The organism is Azospirillum sp. A23, from assembly GCF_042938965.1.
GTDB classification, from domain to species: Bacteria; Pseudomonadota; Alphaproteobacteria; order Azospirillales; family Azospirillaceae; genus Azospirillum; species Azospirillum melinis.
Map to the genome: position 1 here is coordinate 2,383,029 of NZ_CP170667.1, position 18,154 is coordinate 2,401,182.

15 protein-coding genes are annotated in these 18,154 nt (G+C 68.3%); 7 read left to right on the forward strand and 8 right to left on the reverse strand.

Annotation, left to right across the window (positions count from 1 at the left end; all coding sequences use genetic code 11):
• Positions 1–60 precede the first annotated feature (60 nt).
• A complete protein-coding gene (locus tag ABNQ40_RS28750; protein WP_109049694.1) occupies positions 61–273 on the forward strand; it encodes a hypothetical protein in 213 nt (70 codons plus the stop codon).
• A 44-nt stretch (positions 274–317) separates the two neighbouring features.
• Here ABNQ40_RS28750 and ABNQ40_RS28755 read toward each other — a convergent pair whose 3' ends face one another.
• Positions 318–791, reverse strand: coding sequence for a ferritin family protein (locus ABNQ40_RS28755; protein ID WP_109049693.1), 474 nt, complete (start codon positions 789–791; stop codon positions 318–320).
• 193 nt (positions 792–984) lie between these two features.
• On the opposite strand from ABNQ40_RS28755, the gene hrpB reads away from it, so the two are divergent.
• Positions 985–3,564 (forward strand): ATP-dependent helicase HrpB, encoded by a 2,580-nt coding sequence (hrpB, locus tag ABNQ40_RS28760; RefSeq protein ID WP_109049692.1) that lies wholly within the window; start codon positions 985–987, stop codon positions 3,562–3,564.
• 101 nt (positions 3,565–3,665) lie between these two features.
• On the opposite strand, the gene ABNQ40_RS28765 is transcribed toward hrpB, so the two are convergent.
• The 3 genes from ABNQ40_RS28765 to ABNQ40_RS28775 form a co-directional block, all read right to left on the reverse strand.
• Positions 3,666–4,700, reverse strand: a complete 1,035-nt coding sequence (locus tag ABNQ40_RS28765; RefSeq protein WP_109049691.1) for an MBL fold metallo-hydrolase — start codon at positions 4,698–4,700, stop codon at positions 3,666–3,668.
• Between the two features lie 2 nt (positions 4,701–4,702).
• Complete coding sequence (locus ABNQ40_RS28770) at positions 4,703–5,362, reverse strand: peroxiredoxin (protein WP_109049690.1); 660 nt, start codon at positions 5,360–5,362, stop codon at positions 4,703–4,705.
• Between the two features lie 137 nt (positions 5,363–5,499).
• Positions 5,500–6,540: a helix-turn-helix domain-containing protein gene (locus ABNQ40_RS28775; RefSeq protein WP_109049689.1), complete on the reverse strand. Its 1,041-nt coding sequence runs from the start codon at positions 6,538–6,540 to the stop codon at positions 5,500–5,502.
• Between the two features lie 418 nt (positions 6,541–6,958).
• On the opposite strand from ABNQ40_RS28775, the gene lepA reads away from it, so the two are divergent.
• Both lepA and ABNQ40_RS28785 read left to right on the forward strand, forming a co-directional pair.
• A complete protein-coding gene (gene lepA / locus ABNQ40_RS28780) occupies positions 6,959–8,761 on the forward strand; it encodes a translation elongation factor 4 (RefSeq protein ID WP_109049688.1) in 1,803 nt (600 codons plus the stop codon).
• A gap of 160 nt (positions 8,762–8,921) precedes the next feature.
• Positions 8,922–9,506 carry a hypothetical protein gene (locus ABNQ40_RS28785; protein WP_109049687.1) on the forward strand — a complete coding sequence of 195 codons (585 nt, stop codon included), beginning with the start codon at positions 8,922–8,924 and terminating at the stop codon, positions 9,504–9,506.
• Positions 9,507–9,572: 66 nt separating this feature from the next.
• On the opposite strand, the gene ABNQ40_RS28790 is transcribed toward ABNQ40_RS28785, so the two are convergent.
• A complete protein-coding gene (locus tag ABNQ40_RS28790) occupies positions 9,573–10,661 on the reverse strand; it encodes an asparaginase (RefSeq protein ID WP_109049686.1) in 1,089 nt (362 codons plus the stop codon).
• Positions 10,662–10,712: 51 nt separating this feature from the next.
• Positions 10,713–10,937 carry a hypothetical protein gene (locus tag ABNQ40_RS28795; protein WP_146255482.1) on the reverse strand — a complete coding sequence of 75 codons (225 nt, stop codon included), beginning with the start codon at positions 10,935–10,937 and terminating at the stop codon, positions 10,713–10,715.
• 158 nt (positions 10,938–11,095) lie between these two features.
• Between ABNQ40_RS28795 and ABNQ40_RS28800 the strand changes: the two genes are divergently transcribed.
• The 3 genes from ABNQ40_RS28800 to ABNQ40_RS28810 all read left to right on the forward strand — a co-directional run bounded on the left by ABNQ40_RS28800 (position 11,096) and on the right by ABNQ40_RS28810 (position 14,876).
• Positions 11,096–12,055, forward strand: coding sequence for a LysR substrate-binding domain-containing protein (locus ABNQ40_RS28800; RefSeq protein WP_247879761.1), 960 nt, complete (start codon positions 11,096–11,098; stop codon positions 12,053–12,055).
• Complete coding sequence (locus tag ABNQ40_RS28805; RefSeq protein ID WP_109049684.1) at positions 12,052–12,999, forward strand: SH3 domain-containing protein; 948 nt, start codon at positions 12,052–12,054, stop codon at positions 12,997–12,999. The genes ABNQ40_RS28800 and ABNQ40_RS28805 overlap by 4 nt, the downstream gene beginning before the upstream one ends.
• 62 nt (positions 13,000–13,061) lie before the next feature.
• On the forward strand, positions 13,062–14,876 hold the full coding sequence (locus ABNQ40_RS28810; RefSeq protein ID WP_109049683.1) for a DUF3369 domain-containing protein: 1,815 nt from the start codon (positions 13,062–13,064) through the stop codon (positions 14,874–14,876).
• Positions 14,877–14,951: 75 nt separating this feature from the next.
• On the opposite strand, the gene ABNQ40_RS28815 is transcribed toward ABNQ40_RS28810, so the two are convergent.
• Together ABNQ40_RS28815 and pheT are read right to left on the reverse strand one after the other, a co-directional pair.
• Positions 14,952–15,365, reverse strand: coding sequence for a response regulator (locus tag ABNQ40_RS28815; protein WP_109049682.1), 414 nt, complete (start codon positions 15,363–15,365; stop codon positions 14,952–14,954).
• A gap of 373 nt (positions 15,366–15,738) precedes the next feature.
• Positions 15,739–18,150, reverse strand: coding sequence for a phenylalanine--tRNA ligase subunit beta (pheT, locus tag ABNQ40_RS28820; protein WP_109049681.1), 2,412 nt, complete (start codon positions 18,148–18,150; stop codon positions 15,739–15,741).
• Positions 18,151–18,154 lie beyond the last annotated feature (4 nt).

Consider the following 18,154-nt stretch of genomic DNA (forward strand, 5'->3'; position numbering starts at 1 on the left):
GTTAAACCACTTTTTGTTTATGGTTTTGCCGTCGGGCGAGTCGCAACAGGAGACGGATGCATGGCTTCCATCATTATCAAGAAGGCCGGCGAAGGGCTGGTCTCGCAGGCCCACCGCAGCGCCGAAGTCGGCCCGACCAGCGGCAGCTCGGTCGTTTACGAAATCCAGAACGTGCCGGGCGGCGTCAGCGTCGACGACGTGATCGCCGCCTTCAAGACCTACCAGCCGGCCGACAAGGTGTACGAGATCGACTGGTCCGCTTTGTCAAAGTAACCAGGGGAGGGGGCAGCCAGCGCCCCCTTCCTCACTCCCAAAGCTTACCCCTGCAAGGCCGGATAGCGCTTGGCCCACACCTCCAGCTGGGCGACATGCTCGGCCTCTTCGGCGGCGAACTCCTCGGCCATCATGCGGACCTCGGCGTCGGTGGTGGTCTTCGCCACCTCGGCGTAGAAGGCCTGCCCGCGCCGTTCGCTGTCGAGCGCCAGCTCCAGCGCGTATTCCACCGTCATCAGATAGTGCGAGCCTTCCATCGAGGCCGCTTCCGGGCTGTCGCCGTCGGGCCACTGGAAGTCTTCCGGCGCCAGATCGGGGATCTTGCGGAAGCCCGACCGTTCCCGCGCCTCGGCCAGATGCAGGCGCGAGAATTTCGCCATCTGGCCGAAGAAGGCCGCGACCTCCTGGTTGCCATAGGTCTTCATCGCCTCCGACAGGTCGGAGAAGCGGTTGGCGGCGTCCTCCTCCAGCGCGCAGGCGTGGGCGAGGAACAGGGCGGCGTCGTGGATATCGGTCATGGGTCCCTTTGAGGTACGAAAAAGCCCGACGACGGCAAAACCATACATTTTTTAAGGCCATAGGTCGCGACCCGCCGCTCTTCGCTCCGCCCCTGCGACCTTTTGGCGCGCGCCTCGCCTGCCGGCGCCCGAAAACCCCCGCTGTCTGAAAAGCATTGCCTTTCGCTCCGGTTCGCGGCAGCAGACTCCCCCCATGAGCAAGCCCGCCTTCCCCGCCCTGCCAATCGATCCCGTCCTGCCCGCCCTGCTGGAGGCGCTGGACAGCCGCGGCACCGCCGTGCTCCAGGCCCCGCCCGGTGCCGGCAAGACGACGCGCGTGCCGCTGGCCCTGCTGGAGGCCGCTTGGGCAAAGGGCCGCAAGATCCTGGTGCTGGAGCCGCGGCGCCTCGCCGCCCGCGCCGCCGCCCGCCGGATGGCGTCGATGCTGGGGGAGGCGGTGGGCGAGACCGTCGGCTACCGCGTCCGCCTCGACACCAAGATCGGCCCGAAGACGCGGATCGAGGTGGTGACCGACGGCCTGTTCCTGCGACAGCTTCAGGAGGACCCGGAGCTTCCCGCCGTCGGCGCCGTCCTGTTCGACGAGTTCCACGAGCGCGGCATCGACAGCGACCTCGCCCTGGCCCTGGTGCAGGAGGCGCGCGGCGCGCTGCGCGACGACCTGCGCCTCGTCGTGATGTCGGCAACGCTGGACGCCGCCCCGGTCGCCACCCTTCTCGCGGACTCCCAAGGCCCTGCCCCGATGGTGACCAGCGAGGGCCGCGCCTACCCGGTCGAGACCCGCCACCTCGACGCTCCCACTCAAGGAACCCGCATCGAGGACGCCGTTGCCGCCGCCGTCCGCCGCGCGCTCCGCGAGGAGCCCGGCAACGCCCTGGTCTTCCTGCCCGGCGTCGGCGAGATCCGCCGCGTCCAGTCGCTGCTCGACCAGTCGGACCTCGGCCCGGACACCGTTATCGCCCCGCTCTATGGCGACCTGTCGGCCGAGGCGCAGGACCGCGCCATCGGCCCCACCCCGCCCGGCCAGCGCAAGATCGTGCTGGCGACCTCCATCGCCGAGACCAGCCTGACCATCGAGGGCATCCGCATCGTGGTCGACAGCGGGCTGATGCGGGTTCCGCGCTTCGACCCGCGCGGCGGCATGACCCGTCTGGCGACGGTGAAGGTCAGCCAGGCTTCGGCCGAGCAGCGCCGCGGCCGTGCCGGCCGTCTGGAGCCCGGCGTCTGCTACCGCCTGTGGCCGGAGGCGACGCACAAGGCGCTGGCCCCCTTCACCACGCCGGAGATCGCCGACGCCGACCTCGCCCCGCTGGCGCTGGAGCTTGCGGTGTGGGGAGTCTCCGACCCCGCCAGCCTGTCCTGGCTCGACCAGCCGCCGGCCGCGGCGATGGCCCAGGCGCGCGAGCTGCTGACCGGCCTCGGCGCGCTCGACCGGTCAGGCGCCATCACCCCGCACGGCCGCCGCATGGCCGGCTTCGGCGTGCATCCGCGTCTGGCCCACATGATGCTGGCCGGCAAGGCGATGGGCCAGGGCGCGCTCGCCTGTCTGGTCGCGGCACTGCTGGGCGAGCGCGACATCGTCCGCAGCCAGCCCGGTTTCCGCGATGCCGACCTGCGCCTGCGCGTCGATCTTCTGCGCGGCGAGGAGCGCGGCGGCCATGGCGCGGCGCGCGGCCTCAGCGTCGACCGCGGCGGGGCGCAGCAGGCGGTGAAGCAGGCCCGGCAGTGGCGCCGCCAGCTCGGCGTGCGCGACGACGACGCGATGGACTCGAACGCCGTCGGCCTTCTGGTGGCGCTGGCCTATCCCGACCGCATCGGCCAGCGCCGCCCCGGAGGCCAGCCCGGCGGCGTGGCGGCGCAGTATCGCCTGTCGGGCGGGCGCGGCGCCTATTTCCAGCAGGCCGAGCCGCTGTCGGCCGAGGAGTGGCTCGCCATCGCCGACCTCGACGGCGCCGCCCGCGAATCGCGCATCTTCCTGGCCGCCCCGGTGACGCTGGCCGATCTGGAGGAGAGCTTCGCCGACGACATCCGCACGGAGACCATCGTCGCCTGGGACGCGCGCGAGCAGACGGTGCTGGCGCGGCGGCGGCGCATGCTGTTCGCCCTGATCCTGAAGGACGAGAAGCTGGCCAAGCCGCCGGCCGACGCGATGGTTGCCGCGATGATCGAGGGCATCCGCGCGCTGGGCCCCGCCTGCCTGCCCTGGACCGACGAGCTGCGCAAATGGCGCACCCGCGTGATGTTCCTGCGCGCCCGCGAGGGCGACGCCCACGGCCCCGGAAATTTCAACTGGCCCGACCTGTCCGACGACGCCCTGATGGACGGGCTGGAGGAGTGGCTGGCCCCCTTCCTCGACGGCGTGTCGCGCCGCACCCATCTGGAGCGCATCGACCTGTCGAGCGCCTTGCGCGCCCTGCTGCCCTGGGAGTTGAAGACCCGCCTGGACGCCGAGGCCCCGACCCACGTCGAGGTGCCGAGCGGCTCCCGCATCCCCATCGACTATGACGGCGAGGAGCCGGTGCTGGCGGTGCGGTTGCAGGAGATGTTCGGCCTTGCCGAGACCCCGCGCATCGCCGGCGGCCGGGTGCCCTTGCTGTTGCACCTGCTGTCCCCCGCCCGCCGCCCGGTGCAGGTCACCCGCGACCTCGCGAGCTTCTGGGCCAACGCTTACAAGGCAGTGAAGGCGGATTTGAAGGGCCAGTACCCGAAACATTACTGGCCCGACAACCCGCTGGAGGCCGAACCGACCGCAAGGGCGAAGCCAAGGGGGCGGTAACCCATTCCTGCACCGAAGGCATGGGAAAGGTGAGCATCCCCACAAGACTACCGAACCAGATGGCATCGGTCGGCTGCATCGGTCGGAATGCCTGCACTGGGTCAGCCACTTGCCTCCAGGGCGCGCCCGGCCTCCCGCCACGCTGCGATGCCGCCGTCGAGTGCCGTTGCCCGCATATAGCCGAGTTCGCGCAGGGTGGCGGCGGCGAGGATCGATATCTTGCCGAATTCGCAGCAGGTGATGATCCGTAGCGTCGGGTCGGGCAGCTCGGTATTCACGCGAAGCTCCAGCTGTCCGCGGGGCAGGTGCTTCGCGCTGCCGATGTGCCCCGCATCGAAGGCATCCTTCTCGCGAAGGTCGATCACCACGAAGTCGCGGCTGTTGTCGCCGAGACGGCTTTCCAGCTCATCCATCGACATGAAGGGCACGCCGGACGCCGCCTCGGACAGGAGCTGCGCCACGGTCTTGCCGCCGCTCATGTTGGTGCGCAGCGCTTCGGTCAGATGGGTGGGCGCCGCCATATCGAGAGAGCGCATCATCGCAACAAAGGCTGTCCGCTCGGTCTTCTGAAGGCGGGGATTCGATGCGATCTCGTCGGCGATGGTCGAATGATCACGGCCCTTGTAGTCATGGCCCGGGTAAACCAGAGTCTCGCCCGGCAGTTTGAGCACCTTGCCGAACAGACTTTCATGGAGGTCGTGCGGATCGCCCGTCGGCAGATCCGTCCGCCCCGTCCCGCCGATCAACAGCGTATCGCCGGTGAAGATCCGGTCCTCCATGACAAGACAAATGGAGTCGCGCGTATGCCCCGGCGTGTGCATCGCCTTGATCTTGAGGCGGCCGGCGATCAGCATGTCGCCATCGTCAAGCCGCAGTCCTGCATGAGGCGCAGGGCTCAGCCGGTGCATCACCACCGGCACGTCGAGCGCCTTGCCGAGTTGACGGGTGGCCGAGAAATGGTCCGCGTGCGTGTGCGTGTCGACCAGATAGCGAAGCGTCAGCCCATGCTTCGACAGATATCCGCGATAGTGGTGGGCGAGGCTGAGTTCCGGGTCGATCAGCACAGCGGCGCAGGAGGTTTCGCAGCCGATGAGGTAGGAGCGGCATCCGCCCGCCGCAAAGGTCTCGAACAACATGGCTATTGCGGCTGCGGCACGAGCCGCAGGTAGGGGCGCGGCGCTTCCCAGCCGTCCGGATAGATGGTCCTGGCCTCGTCGTCCGAGACGGAGCCGGCAATGATCACCTTGTCCCCTCGCTGCCAGTTCACAGGGGTCGCCACACGGTGCTTCGCGGTCAGTTGCAGCGAATCCAACACTCGCAGGATCTCGTCGAAATTGCGGCCCGTTGTCATCGGATAGCTGATCATCAGCTTGATCCGCTTGTCAGGCCCGATGATGAAGACCGTGCGGACTGTCGCGTTGTCTGCCGCTGTACGACCGTCGGACCCGCCTTCGATCTCGGCCGGAAGCATGTTGTAGAGCTTGGCCACGGCGAGGCCGGTGTCGCCGATCATCGGATAATTGGGAGCGGTCCCTTGCGTCTCGGCGATGTCCTGCGCCCATTTGGCATGGTTGGCGACCGGGTCGACGCTGAGGCCGATGATCTTGGTGTTGCGCTTGTCGAACTCAGGCTTCAGCTTGGCCATGTAGCCGAGTTCCGTGGTGCAGACCGGCGTGAAGTCCTTGGGATGGGAAAACAGGATCGCCCAGCCATTGCCGATCCAGTCGTGGAAGTTGATCGTTCCCTCGGTGGTCTCGGCCGTGAAGTCCGGCGCCTCGGCGTTGATGCGCAGTGTCATTCCCCGGTTCCTTTCATCGTGCTTGAGCCGGACCGGGTGTCTTCTATGGACATCCCCCCGACCGGATCGCGCCGGCGCGCCACGATGGCGGGCGGCTAGGCGCGTGTCGGCATCCTAAGAACCGTTCTGGTGACTGACTATGCGATTCCGGCATGAATTGAGCGAACCCTCCTGCCTGTCTGCCCATCACTGCGCCGCAGAGTTTCGGACGGGCGTTCCCCAAAACGGATCCGATAGGCCTGGGCAAAGCGGCCGAGTTCCCAGAAGCCGTAATGCATGGCGACACTGGTGACGTTCGTTGCCGCTGGGTCGGACCTCAGCAGCGTCTGACGGACAAGATCGAGGCGGCGCCCGCGCGCATAGTGCATGGCGCTCTGTCCGAGAAACTCCTGGCAGGCAAGGTTCAGCGTTCTCTGAGCCACGCCGGTCGCGGCGCAGATGGCCGACAGCGACAGCATCTCCTCGGGACATTCCCGCAAGGCCCGCTCGAAGCGCGCAACGATCTGGCGGTGACGCCCGAGAGCGCCCCTATCCTGCTTGAGCTTGCCCTGGGTCAGGCAGGTCAGCAGGGTCTCCATGATGGTTCCGGCCAATGCGGTGGCCGGCTTCGGCGCTTCGAGAATCCAGGGGGTGTCCCTCGCCAGGCGTGCCGTGTCGTTCATCAAGGCGATGAGCCGGGCCATCGCCATCTCGGGCACCTGGAACATCCGGTCGTCATTCAACGGCACGGTGGAGTCGACTCCGGTTACCTGCCGGCTCTGCGTGGCGAGCACGTCGAAGGGGGCCGCGATGATCCCGAACGCCCAGGGCATTCCCGGTGGGGAGGAAGTGGCGGTCTGCTCGTTGGGACGGAAATGGAAGATCTGCTGCCAACCGAGCGTCCAGCCCGAGACGCGGCGGACGATGGCGGGCTCGGTGGCAAACATGAAGGTGTGAACGTCCGCGATCCCGGCGGTCTGCGGAATCCCCTGGGCGAAACGACCGTTGCCGATACTGATGCCATCGAGCGTTGCGCGCGCGAACGTGCCATGGAAGGCTTTGCGGACCGTTCCGACGGGATAGGGACCGACAGTGCCGGGGTCGATGGCACCCACGGCCCGCGCCATTGCGGCCGGGTCGGAGAAAGTGCCGAAATAGCTTTGGGGAGGCGCGGAATTGGGGTCCGGGTCCGGCTTCATGACGGCACTGGCATCGCAAGGCCCTTCCCACGTCACCGACGGCGATCCTGAACGCTTGGCAATACGCACCGCCAGAGCGCGAGAGGAGGGGCACCCGACGGAACCTTCAGCTTTGGCCAGTAGTTTTGCGCGGAGCGTACGGCGATCGGCCACATCTGCCTAGCCATCGCGCGGAAGTACCACTCCGGCGGGAAGCGGGCACGAATGCGCCAGGAAGGAGTCTGCCCCCTCCCCGACCGCCAGCGATGGAACAGTGAACACCCCGCCGAAAAACGTTCCATCCCGTTCCATCCGCCCCACGCCCTCGCCCCTCCGCAACCGCCCGTACGCGCTGCGTGCCGCCCGCCGACACACCATCATTGCGCCCATCCCCCGTCCGCCCTATGTTCCCGGCAAACTCTCGCTTGTTTGGGCCCCGATGACTGACCTCTCGCACATCCGCAATTTCTCGATCATCGCCCACATCGACCATGGCAAGTCGACCCTTGCCGACCGGTTGATCCAGCAGTGCGGCGGCCTCGATGCGCGCGAGATGCGCGAACAGGTGCTCGACAGCATGGACATCGAGCGCGAGCGCGGCATCACCATCAAGGCCCAGACCGTTCGCCTGCTCTACAAGGCGGAGGACGGCAAGCAGTACACGCTGAACCTGATGGACACCCCCGGCCACGTCGACTTCGCCTATGAGGTCAGCCGCAGCCTGGCCGCCTGCGAGGGCTCGATCCTGGTGGTCGACGCCTCCCAGGGGGTTGAGGCGCAGACGCTCGCCAACGTCTATCAGGCGATCGACAACAACCACGAGATCATCCCGGTCCTCAACAAGATCGACCTGCCCGCCGCCGAGCCGGAGCGGATCAAGCAGCAGATCGAGGACGTGATCGGGCTCGACGCATCGGACGCGGTGGAGATCTCGGCCAAGTCCGGCCTCAACATCGGCGCGGTGCTGGAGGCGGTGGTCAAGCGGCTGCCGCCGCCCAAGGGCGATGCCGACGCGCCGCTGAAGGCGCTGCTGGTCGATTCCTGGTACGACCCCTATCTCGGCGTCGTCATCCTGGTGCGCGTGGTCGACGGCGTGCTGAAGGTGAACCAGAAGGTGCGCTTCATGGCCGCCGGCTCGGCCCATGACGTCGACCGCGTCGGCGTCTTCACGCCGAAGGCGCTGCTGACCGGAGAGCTGCGGCCGGGCGAGATGGGCTTCATCACCGCCGCGATCAAGGACATCACCCAGACCAAGGTCGGCGACACCATCACCGACGAGCGCAAGCCGGCCTCCGAGGCCCTGGCCGGCTTCAAGCCGTCCATCCCCGTGGTGTGGTGCGGCCTGTTCCCGGTCGACGCCGCCGATTTCGAGCGGCTGCGCGACAGCCTGGGCAAGCTGAAGCTGAACGACGCCAGCTTCCATTACGAGGCGGAGACGTCGGCGGCACTGGGCTTCGGCTTCCGCTGCGGCTTCCTCGGCCTGCTGCATCTGGAGATCATCCAGGAGCGGCTGGAGCGCGAGTTCAACCTCGACCTGATCACCACCGCCCCCTCGGTGGTCTACAAGCTGACGATGACCGACGGGACGGTGCGGGACCTGCACAACCCGGCCGACATGCCCGACGTGATGCGGATCGACCACATCGACGAGCCGTGGATCAAGGCCACCATCATGCTGCCCGACGAGTATCTCGGCGGCGTCCTTCAGCTGTGCACCGAGCGGCGCGGCCAGCAGATCGAGCTGACCTATGCCGGCGCCCGCGCCATGCTGGTCTACCGCCTGCCGCTGAACGAGGTGGTGTTCGACTTCTACGACCGGCTGAAGTCGATCAGCCGCGGCTATGCCAGCTTCGACTACCAGATGGACAGCTACGAGGAAGGCGACCTCGTGAAGCTGTCGATCCTGGTGAATGCCGAGCCGGTGGACGCCCTGTCGATGATCGTCCACCGCAGCCAGTCCGAACGCCGCGGCCGCCAGCTCTGCGAACGGCTGAAGGAGCTGATCCCGCGCCAGCTGTTCAAGATCGCGGTGCAGGCCGCCATCGGCGGCAAGATCATCGCCCGCGAGAGCATCAGCGCCATGCGCAAGGACGTGACCGCCAAGTGCTATGGCGGCGACATCAGCCGCAAGCGCAAGCTGCTGGACAAGCAGAAGGAAGGCAAGAAGCGCATGCGCCAGTTCGGGCAGGTCGAAATCCCGCAGAGCGCCTTCATCGCGGCGCTCAAGATGGGCGACGAGTGAGGCATACGGACAAGGCGGGCTTCGGCCCGCCTTTTTTGTACAACGCGGCAATTCCGTACAACCTTGCGCAACAAAACGGCCGCTCGGGTGTCATCACACCCAGGACGGTGCCGCTCCTGCGCGGCGCCTCCCCTGTTGTGGTTCAATCCGGGAGGATGACATGCGCAAGTTTCTCGCCGCCGCGGTTCCGGCCCTGATGCTGATGGCCGCCGCCGCGCCAAGCCACGCCCAGATGGGTCAGACCCAGACCGGCGGGTCGGCCAGGTCCAACGCCGCCGCCAACGGCACGATGGACACCGGCGCCCGCGACGTCCAGGCCAGCCGGGACATGATCGGCAAGCGGGTGGTCCACCGCCATGGCGGCCCCGTCGCCGGCACCATCCAGAACGTCACCACCGGCGCCGACGGCCAGACCATGGTCGAACTGAAGCTGGCCAAGTCCGGCCAGTCGGTGATGCTGCCCCCGGCCTCCTTCGAGCGGCGCGGCAAACAGGTCGTCGTCATGCAGGACCAGATGGAGCTTCAGCAGCTCGCCCAGTACAGCAGCCAGGCCAACACCGGCTATGGCAGCTCGACCGGTGGCGCCATGGGCGGCCAGATGGGGAGCGGTTCGATGGGCGGCTCAATGAACGGCGGCATGGGCTCCGGTTCGATGAACCAGGGCACGATGAACCAGGGTTCGATGGGCAACGGCACGATGAACCGCGGCACCATGGCCCCGGCCCAGCCCGGCATGGGCCAGTAAGCCGGGCCAGTAAGCCAGTGCCGGAGGCGGACGGCCCACGCGGCCCCGCCTCCGGCCGGGCGGATCTCAGACCTCGATCACCGTCAGTTCGCCGGCCTGCGGCACCGGCATCGCCGCCTTGACCGCCGCAGCGTCCAGCCCGGCGGCGAACAGGCAGACCAGCTTGGCGTAGCTGGCTTCCGGCGTCATGTCATAGGCGCCGACCGCACCCACGGCGCCGAGGCCCGTCGCATAGGCGCCGGGCAGCACCGCGCCGCGCTGCACCTGGGTGTTGTCCATCAGCACGACCCCGGCCTTCACCGCCGCCGACAGCGTGTCGAGGAAGTCCGGATCGGTCGAGCCGTTGCCCTCGCCATAGGCCAGCACGATCGCCCCCTTCGCCGCCGGGCTGGTGCCGGTCAGCATCGCCGACACCGTGCTGGCGCGGATGCCGGGATAGAGCCACAGCATGACGACGGAGAAGCCCGCCAGCGCCGCCGGCAGGGCGTCCAGCGCCGCCATCCGCTTTGCCCGGTTGTCCGGCTCGGCGAGCGAGACGCCGGTGTCCGGCATCGGCAGCCAATGCGGCTCGTTGCGGGCGACCACGCTGCCGACGGTGGCGAGCGGCGGGAAGTTGGGGGAATCGAAGCCGGCGAAGCGGTTGGCGTCGACCTTCGACGACCGGTTGCCGCGCAGCAGCTTGGTGTCGAAATAGACGCAGACCTCCGGCACCGGCAGGGTTCCGGCCGCCACGATGGCGCCGACCAGATTGGCCGGCGCATCGCTCAGCGTGAAGGACAGCGGCACCTGCGATCCGCTGAACACCACCGGCTTCGACAGGCCGGGCAGCAGGAAGGACAGGGCCGACGCGCTGTAGGCCATGCTGTCGGTGCCGTGCAGCACGACGAAGCCGTCATACTGGTCGTAGACCGACAGCAGCCGCCGGGCGATGGCGACCCAGTCCGCCGGCGTCATGTTGGAACTGTCGAGCGTGCGGTCGAACCAGTCCATGGTCCAGCCCAGGTCCGGATAGTCCTTCACCCGGTGGTCCGACAGGCCGGGCACCGACAGGGCCAGCTTTTCGAACTCCATGCCCGGCACCGGCGCCAGCGCCCCGTTGGGATTGGTCACGCACCCGATGGTGCCCCCGGTGTACAGCACATAGACCCGCCCCATCGCCCACTCCTGCCCGCATAGTTATCGGCGGCAGGATAGGCTGCGGCCCGCCTACTTCTCAAGACGCTGGCGGCCCGGAGTTGCCAGCGACGACCTCACAGACGACGGCGCATGCTCCGCGGTCAGGCGATAACCCAACGCGGGCATGGCCGACGGCAGCGGATTGTAGGCGAGGCGGAAGCGCCGCGGCTCCGGCACCGCCGGGGTCGGGATGGCGGGCGGCTCCAGGCGGGCGGCACCGAGAACCGTGCCGGTCCAGGCGGCGAACAGCGACATGATCGGAAACTCCAAAGGGGTCGGAGGCCGACAATGGGGGGTGCGCCAATCCCTTGGAAACGAATAGGCATTATGGTGTCATCACGATTCGTAATGACCGCGCCGTTGCGGACGGCCCGGCGCTCTGCTTGAATAAGCGGCAACTTCCGGTTCCAGACATGCCCGCCAATCTCGACACCGACCTGCTGCGCGCCTTCGTCGCCGTGGCCGACAGCGCCAGCTTCACCCGCGCCGGCGAAAGGCTGGGCCGCACCCAGGCGGCGGTCAGCCAGCAGGTGCGCCGGCTGGAGGACACGGTGGGCAAGCGCGTGTTCGAACGCGACACCCACGGCGTGCGCATGACCCGCGACGGCGAGGTGCTGCTGGCCTACGCCCGGCGCATGCTGACCCTGAACGACGAGGTGCTGGCGCTGATGCACCGCAGCCCGACGGTGGCGAGCGTGCGCATCGGCACGCCCGACGATTACGCCACCATGCTGCTGCCGGAGATCCTGGCCCGCTTCAACGCCGCCTATCCCGACGTGATGGTCGAGGTCGTCTGCGACAACAGCCCCGATCTGGTGGCGGAGATCGAGAAGGGCCGCTACGACTTGGCGCTGATCACCCGCAAGGCCGGCGAGGCCGGCGGCGAGCTGGTGCGGCAGGAACCGGTGTCCTGGGTCGCCCCGCCGCTCGACCCCGCGTCGCCGCTACCGGGCTACCGCCCGGTGGAAAGTCTGGACCCGCTGCCGCTGGCGCTGTTTCCCAAGGGTTGCGTCGTGCGCGACATCGCCGTCGCCGCCCTGGACGGGATCGGGCGCGACTGGCGCGTCGCCTTCACCAGCAAGAGCGTCGTCGCCGTCCATGGCGCGGTGATGGGCGGGCTGGGAGTGACCGCGATGGAGGCCTGCACCGTCCCGCCCAGCCTGCGCCGCATCGGTGCGGCGGAGGGCTTTCCCGACCTGCCGGACGTCGACATCGCCCTGCACCGCGCCCGCGGCACGGCGCCCAAGCCGGTGCAGCTGCTGGCCGACGCGATCCACGACCTCGTCGGCAGCCAGTTGCTGGGCCGCCGGAAGCCGCCGCTTGCCTCACCACCCGCCGCCTCACAGGTCTCCGCCAAGGAAGCCACCCAATGATCGCCATGCCGACCCGTTGCCTCCTCCCGGCGCTCGCCCTTGTCCTCGCCTGTGCCGGCAGTGTTGCAGCAACCCCGCCGGCCTGGGCGCAGAGCCCCGTCGCCATCGGCGCCCCGCTGACCGGCGAGGTGGTGCTGAACCGCGACATCGAGGTGCGGATCGGGCCCAGCGAGGATGCCCGCATCGTCATGACGCTGAAGCAGGGCAAGGCGCTCAACGCTCTCGGCACGCCGCGCGGCACCTATTGGACGGAGATCGCCATCGGCGGCCAGCCCATCGGCTATGTCCCTGCCGACTCGCTGGACCCGGCGCTGATGGTCACCGGCCGGCCGGCAATCGGCGGCGAAGGGCCACGGCCGTCCAAGCCCGCCGCCAACCAGCCGGCGGACGCCACCCCACCCCACCGCAGCGCCGCGGTGGTCCCGCGGGCGGCCTGGGACAAGGCGGCCCAGACCCCGGCGGAGGGCTATGTCGTCGCCGCCGGCCCGATTTCCGCGACCGAGATCCTGGCCAACCGCAAGCGTCGCAGCTTCACCCTGCGCAAGGGCGACGTGGTGGCGCTGATCGGTGCCGCCGATGGCGAGGCGACGCTGGCCCTGCCCGCCGGCACCCGCGCCCTGGCCCCGGTCCAGGGGCTGGTCGGGGTGGCCGCCCCCTATCCGCTGCCGGGGATGCCGCCGGTCGAGCCGGGCATGCTCTACGGCATCAAGCTCGGCGAATATGTCAGCTATGCCGAAGGCTTGCGCGCTTGGAAGGAGTTCACCGCCGGGCCGGGCAGCGCCTATCGCGACCTGCCTGCGATGGTCTGGCCGGTGTTCCGCAAGGGCCGGCTGCTGTACGAGGTCGGCGTCGCCCCTTTCACGCGCTTGCAGGTCGACACCGCCTGCGGCACGTTGGCGCAACGCGCGCTCGATTGTACGGTGATCGAGCTGGATACGTTTTGATGAGTGACCGCCATGCGGGCCGGCCAAGCCCGTCCTCATGACCCTTTCGCGATTGAAGAGCCATGACCGACGCCGACCCGACCGGACCTGAGGACGACCCCCGCACCGATCCGGCATCCGAGCCGGCCCCCGAGTCGGCTCCCGAGTCGGCCGATGAGGATCTGGTCTTCCTCGACGATGCCGCCCCGGAAGACGCCCCCGAAGATACCGCCATCGGGGAGGCGCCCGGCAGCCGCTGGACCATGCTGATCGTCGATGACGAGCCGGAGGTCCATGCGATCACCAAGCTCGTCCTGTCCGACTTCGCCTTCAAGGGCCGCAAGGCCCGCTTCCTGTCCGCCCATTCGGCGGCGGAGGCCCGGCGGATCCTGGCACGGGAGAGCGACATCGCGCTGATCCTGCTCGACGTGGTGATGGAGACGGAGGATGCCGGCCTGCGGCTGGTCCACCACATCCGCGAAGAGCTGCAGAACCGCAACGTGCGCATCATCCTGCGCACCGGCCAGCCGGGACAGGCGCCGGAACGGGCGGTGATCCTCGATTACGACATCAACGACTACAAGGCGAAGACCCAGCTGACCGCCCAGCAGCTGTTCACCACTACGGTCGCGGCGCTCCGCTCCTACGAGGACATCGTGGCGATCGACGCCAACCGCCGTGGCCTGGAGAAGATCATCGAGGCGTCATCGTCGCTGTTCCGCGCCCGCTCGATGAAGCTGTTCGCGGCCGGCGTGCTGACCCAGCTGTCGGGCCTGCTGGGGGTGGGGCCGGACGCCATCCTGTGCGTGCAGCGCGGCGGCGCCGGAAGCCAGGGTAGCAGCAACCCGGCGGTCGGGGCGGCAACCGGCAACGGCCTTTATGTGCTGGCCGGATCGGGCCGGTTCGAGGATCTCATCAACGAACCGGCCGCCGGCCATGTCGACCCGGCGGTGCTGGCCGCGGTGACCGCCTGCCTGGAAAGGCGGGCCCACATCTTTGCCGGCGACCATTGCACGCTCTACATCCGCACGCCGAACGACCGGGAAACGGTGGTCTACCTGCGCTCCAACCGGCCGCTGTCGGAGCTGGACCGCAAGCTGATCGAGGTGTTCTGCGGCAAGATTTCCGTCGGGTTCGACAATCTGCACCATTACGAGCAGCTCTACCGCGCCCAGCAGGGCACGCTGGCGGCGCTGGCCGATCTGGCCGAGCGCGGCCGCGGCGCGCTGACCCCCGACGGGCCTGCCAAGGATGGGGCCGCCTGCACTGAAATGGGCGCGGATGCGGCAGAGGACGGGATAGTGGACGGGGCGGAGGGCAACCGATTCTGCCGGTTGCTGCGCATCGCCGCAATCACCGAACGGATCGCCCGCCGCCTGCATGCCGACGGTCTCTTCGCCGACACGCTGGACGAATCGACGCTGGAGATCATCGGCCTCGCGGCCATTCTGCACGACATCGGCAATGCCGCGGTGAACCCGGCGATCCTGTCGAAGCCCGGCCCGCTCGATGCGGCGGAGCGCAGCGCCATGCAGGCCCATACGGTGGCCGGCGCCAGCCTGCTGAATCAGGCGAGCCATCTGGCCGACGGCCCGACCCATCTTCATCTGGGGGCGGCGGTGGCACGCTGGCACCACGAGAATTGGGATGGGACCGGCTATCCCGACGGCCGCACCGGGGCGGCGATCCCGCTGTGCGCCCGCATCGTCGCCGTTGCCGACGCCTATGACGCCATGACGCGTGACCGGCCCTATCGTCCGGCGCTGGGCCGTGATCGCGCCGTGGATGAAATCCGCCGGCTGGCCGGCCTGCGGTTCGACCCGGCGGTGGTCGATGCCTTCCTCGCCGTGCTGCCGGAGATCGACCTGCACGGTTCCGCAGCAGGACCGGCCGCCTGACAGGCCGGTTGCAGCAACCTTACCTTCACTCAGAATAAATCGGCCCTACAGGCCGCAACACCACCGGCCGCCGCCCTACCGGCTGCACAGTGCTTCGACCGCCTCGCGCAGCGGCCCGACCTGAACCGGCTTCAGCAGCAGTTCGCAGCCCATGAGTTGGGCCTCGTCGCGGCGTTCGGGCGTGCTGTCGCCGGTCAGTATGATGGCCGGGACCTGCTGCCCGGTTTCGGTGCGGACACGCTCCACCACCTCGCGTCCGGTGCGGCCGGCCGGCAGGTAATGGTCGGCGATGATCAGGTTCGGCACCCGGCCCAACCCACCGAGCTGTGCCTCCAGCGCGGCGGCGCTGAGCGCCTTGACCACCTCGTACCCCCAGCCGTCCAACAGGATCGCCAGCCCCTCGACGATTGAGCGGTCGTCGTCCACCACCAGGATGAGTGGCCTGCCGGACTCCGGTTTGGTTGCCTGACCGTCCTCTGGATCAACCATAGACTTCCCCCGCTTCGTCGCTTGCAGTGTGATGGGCATTCGACTTGCCAAGGCAATGCACGCATCGCCTGTGCCGTAATCGTGACATCGAACACATCGTAGGTCCACCGGGGGCAAACAATCCTGATCCCCAATCTTCCCATAGACCAACGTCCTGGCGTCAAACATTGAATTGCAACAAACAGCCTCAGGGATTTCCCTTAGCGAATGCACTCGAGATTCATCAATCAGCAATTCATCATATGATCGCGCGGTGGGCCATCGTGAAGGAGCCTTTCGTGAATCCTTCAGGTAGGACAAACGAAAAGAGCCCCCGCCGAAGCGGAGGCCCTGTCTCTTACATAACGGTAATTTCAACCCCGGAGGGCTTTTCTCAAGCGCGGAGATTTCCTCCGGTCGCTTTTATCACGGCGGCGACGATTTTCTGGCCGACGGCTTCGATTGCCTCGTCGGTCAGGGTTGCGGCGGTCGGTTGGTAGGTGACCGACACGGCGACCGATTTGCGACCTTCACCCACTCCCGGCCCTTCATAGATGTCGAAGACTGCGACATCCTTGACCAGCGCCTTGTCGGCGCCCTTGACGGCACGGAGGATCTTGTCGGCCTCCACCCTGCGGTCGACGACGAAGGCGAAATCGCGCTCCACCGGTTGGAAGGATGAGAGCTGGAGCATCGGCTTGGCGGTGCCGCCCTTCTTCTTGGGCAGCGGCACGGCGTCCAGCATCACCTCGAAGCCGACGACCGGCCCCTTGACGCCCAGCGCGTCCAGCACCGACGGATGGATCTCGCCGAAGCGGGCCATCACGGTGGGGCCGAGCCGCAGCACGCCGGAACGGCCGGGATGGTACCAGCCCGGTGCATCGGTGGTGACCTGCAGGTTGCCGGCTGGGGCGCCGACCGCCTCAAGCACAGCCAGCGCATCGGCCTTGGCATCGAACACGTCGACGCTGCGGGCCTTCTCCGACCAATGGCGCGGCACAGCCGCACCGGCGCGGATGCCGGCGGCGACCGTATCCTGTCCGTCCGGCGCCGGGGTGCGGAAGGCCGCCCCGACCTCGAACAGGCGCACGTCGGCGAAACCGCGGTCGGCATTGCGGCCGGCGGCCTGGATCAGGTTGGGCAGGACCGACGGACGCATGACGTCGAGATCACTGCTGATCGGGTTGACCAGCCGCAGGCCGGGCTCGCCACCGCCGAACAGCCCGGCGACCGGGCCGGACAGGAAGGACCAGGTCACCGCCTCCGACAGGCCGCGGGCGGCCAGCGTGCGCTTGGCCAGCGCGACGCGGCGTTGCTTCAACGTCAGGGCCGGGCGGGTCAGCACCGTCTCGCGCGGCAGCGGCGTCGCCGGGATGGCGTCGAAGCCATGGACGCGCAGCACCTCCTCGACCAGATCGGCCTCGCCATGGACATCGGCGCGCCAGGACGGAACGCCGACGACCAGGCGGCCCTCGGCATCCTCACTCTCGATGGTGAAGCCCAGATCGGTCAGGATCTGAACCTGACGCTCGCGCGGCAGATCGACGCCACCCAGCGCGGCGACGCGGCCCGGACGCAGGGTCAGGCTGCGCTTCCAGGCCGGCTCGGCCCCGGCGACCACCAGTTCCGACGGCTCGCCGCCGCACAGCTCCAGGATCAGACGGGTGGCGCGTTCCATGCCGGCGAAGACGGCGGCCGGATCGACGCCGCGCTCGAAGCGGTAGCGCGCATCCGAGTCGATGCCCAGCCGGCGGCCGGTCTGCGCCGTACGCACCGGGTCGAACAGCGCGGCCTCGACGAAGACGTTGACGGTCTGTTCGGTGCAGCCGGTCGGCTCGCCACCGACGATGCCGGCCAGAGCCTCCGCCCGCTCGTCGTCGGCCACCACGGTCATGGTGCCGTCCAGCGCGTATTCCTTGCCGTTCAGCGCCGCCAGCGTCTCGCCCTCGCGGCCCATGCGGACGGTGATGTTGCCCTTCACCGTGTCGGCATCGAAAACGTGCAGCGGACGGGCGGCGTCGAAGGTCAGGTAGTTGGTGATGTCGACCAGCGCCGAGATTGGACGCAGGCCGATGGACACCAGCTTGTCCTGCAGCCACTTCGGCGACGGGCCGTTCTTCACGCCGCGGATGTAGCGGCCGACGAACAGCGGGCAGGCCTCGGGCACATCGATGCTCACCCCGACCGGGCTGGCGAAGGCCCCCGCGACCGGCGTGGCGTTCAGCCGCCCCTCGGTCAGCGGCTTCAGCGTGCCCATGCCGGCGGCGGCAAGGTCGCGGGCGATGCCGCGGATCCCGGCGCAGTCGGCGCGGTCGGGCGTCAGGTTGATGTCGATGACCGGATCGTTCAGCCCGGCATAATCGGCGAAGCCGGCGCCGACGGGCGCGTCGTCCGGCAGCTCGATGATGCCCTCATGCTCGTCCGACAGCTTCAGCTCGCGCTTGGAGCACATCATGCCGTTCGACTCGACGCCGCGGATGACGCCCTTCTTCAGCGTGATGTCGGAACCGGGGACATAGGTCCCCTCCGGCGCGAAGACGCCCTTCATGCCGGCGCGTGCATTCGGGGCGCCGCAGACGACCTGCAAGGTGCCGGCGCCGGTATCGACCATCAGCACGCGCAGCTTGTCGGCGTCCGGATGCTTTTCGGCCGAGACGACATGGGCGACGCGGAAGGGCGCCAGTTCCTTCGACCGGTCTTGGATGCCTTCGACCTCGAGCCCGAGGGCGGTCAGCTTTTCCGTGATCTGGTCGAGCGAGGCGTCGGTCTCCAGATGGTCCTTCAGCCAGGACAGCGTGAACTTCATGGGT

What these genes read in the sequence shown, in the direction of transcription:
- pheT (WP_109049681.1), bottom strand. Translation starts at nt 18,150, where the DNA reads ATGAAGTTCACGCTGTCCTGGCTGAAGGACCATCTGGAGACCGACGCC.
- ABNQ40_RS28755 (WP_109049693.1), bottom strand. Translation starts at nt 791, where the DNA reads ATGACCGATATCCACGACGCCGCCCTGTTCCTCGCCCACGCCTGCGCG.
- ABNQ40_RS28805 (WP_109049684.1), top strand. Translation starts at nt 12,052, where the DNA reads ATGATCGCCATGCCGACCCGTTGCCTCCTCCCGGCGCTCGCCCTTGTC.
- lepA (WP_109049688.1), top strand. Translation starts at nt 6,959, where the DNA reads ATGACTGACCTCTCGCACATCCGCAATTTCTCGATCATCGCCCACATC.
- ABNQ40_RS28750 (WP_109049694.1), top strand. Translation starts at nt 61, where the DNA reads ATGGCTTCCATCATTATCAAGAAGGCCGGCGAAGGGCTGGTCTCGCAG.
- ABNQ40_RS28795 (WP_146255482.1), bottom strand. Translation starts at nt 10,937, where the DNA reads ATGTCGCTGTTCGCCGCCTGGACCGGCACGGTTCTCGGTGCCGCCCGC.
- ABNQ40_RS28800 (WP_247879761.1), top strand. Translation starts at nt 11,096, where the DNA reads ATGCCCGCCAATCTCGACACCGACCTGCTGCGCGCCTTCGTCGCCGTG.
- ABNQ40_RS28770 (WP_109049690.1), bottom strand. Translation starts at nt 5,362, where the DNA reads ATGACACTGCGCATCAACGCCGAGGCGCCGGACTTCACGGCCGAGACC.
- ABNQ40_RS28815 (WP_109049682.1), bottom strand. Translation starts at nt 15,365, where the DNA reads ATGGTTGATCCAGAGGACGGTCAGGCAACCAAACCGGAGTCCGGCAGG.
- ABNQ40_RS28785 (WP_109049687.1), top strand. Translation starts at nt 8,922, where the DNA reads ATGCGCAAGTTTCTCGCCGCCGCGGTTCCGGCCCTGATGCTGATGGCC.
- ABNQ40_RS28810 (WP_109049683.1), top strand. Translation starts at nt 13,062, where the DNA reads ATGACCGACGCCGACCCGACCGGACCTGAGGACGACCCCCGCACCGAT.
- ABNQ40_RS28765 (WP_109049691.1), bottom strand. Translation starts at nt 4,700, where the DNA reads ATGTTGTTCGAGACCTTTGCGGCGGGCGGATGCCGCTCCTACCTCATC.
- hrpB (WP_109049692.1), top strand. Translation starts at nt 985, where the DNA reads ATGAGCAAGCCCGCCTTCCCCGCCCTGCCAATCGATCCCGTCCTGCCC.
- ABNQ40_RS28775 (WP_109049689.1), bottom strand. Translation starts at nt 6,540, where the DNA reads ATGAAGCCGGACCCGGACCCCAATTCCGCGCCTCCCCAAAGCTATTTC.
- ABNQ40_RS28790 (WP_109049686.1), bottom strand. Translation starts at nt 10,661, where the DNA reads ATGGGGCGGGTCTATGTGCTGTACACCGGGGGCACCATCGGGTGCGTG.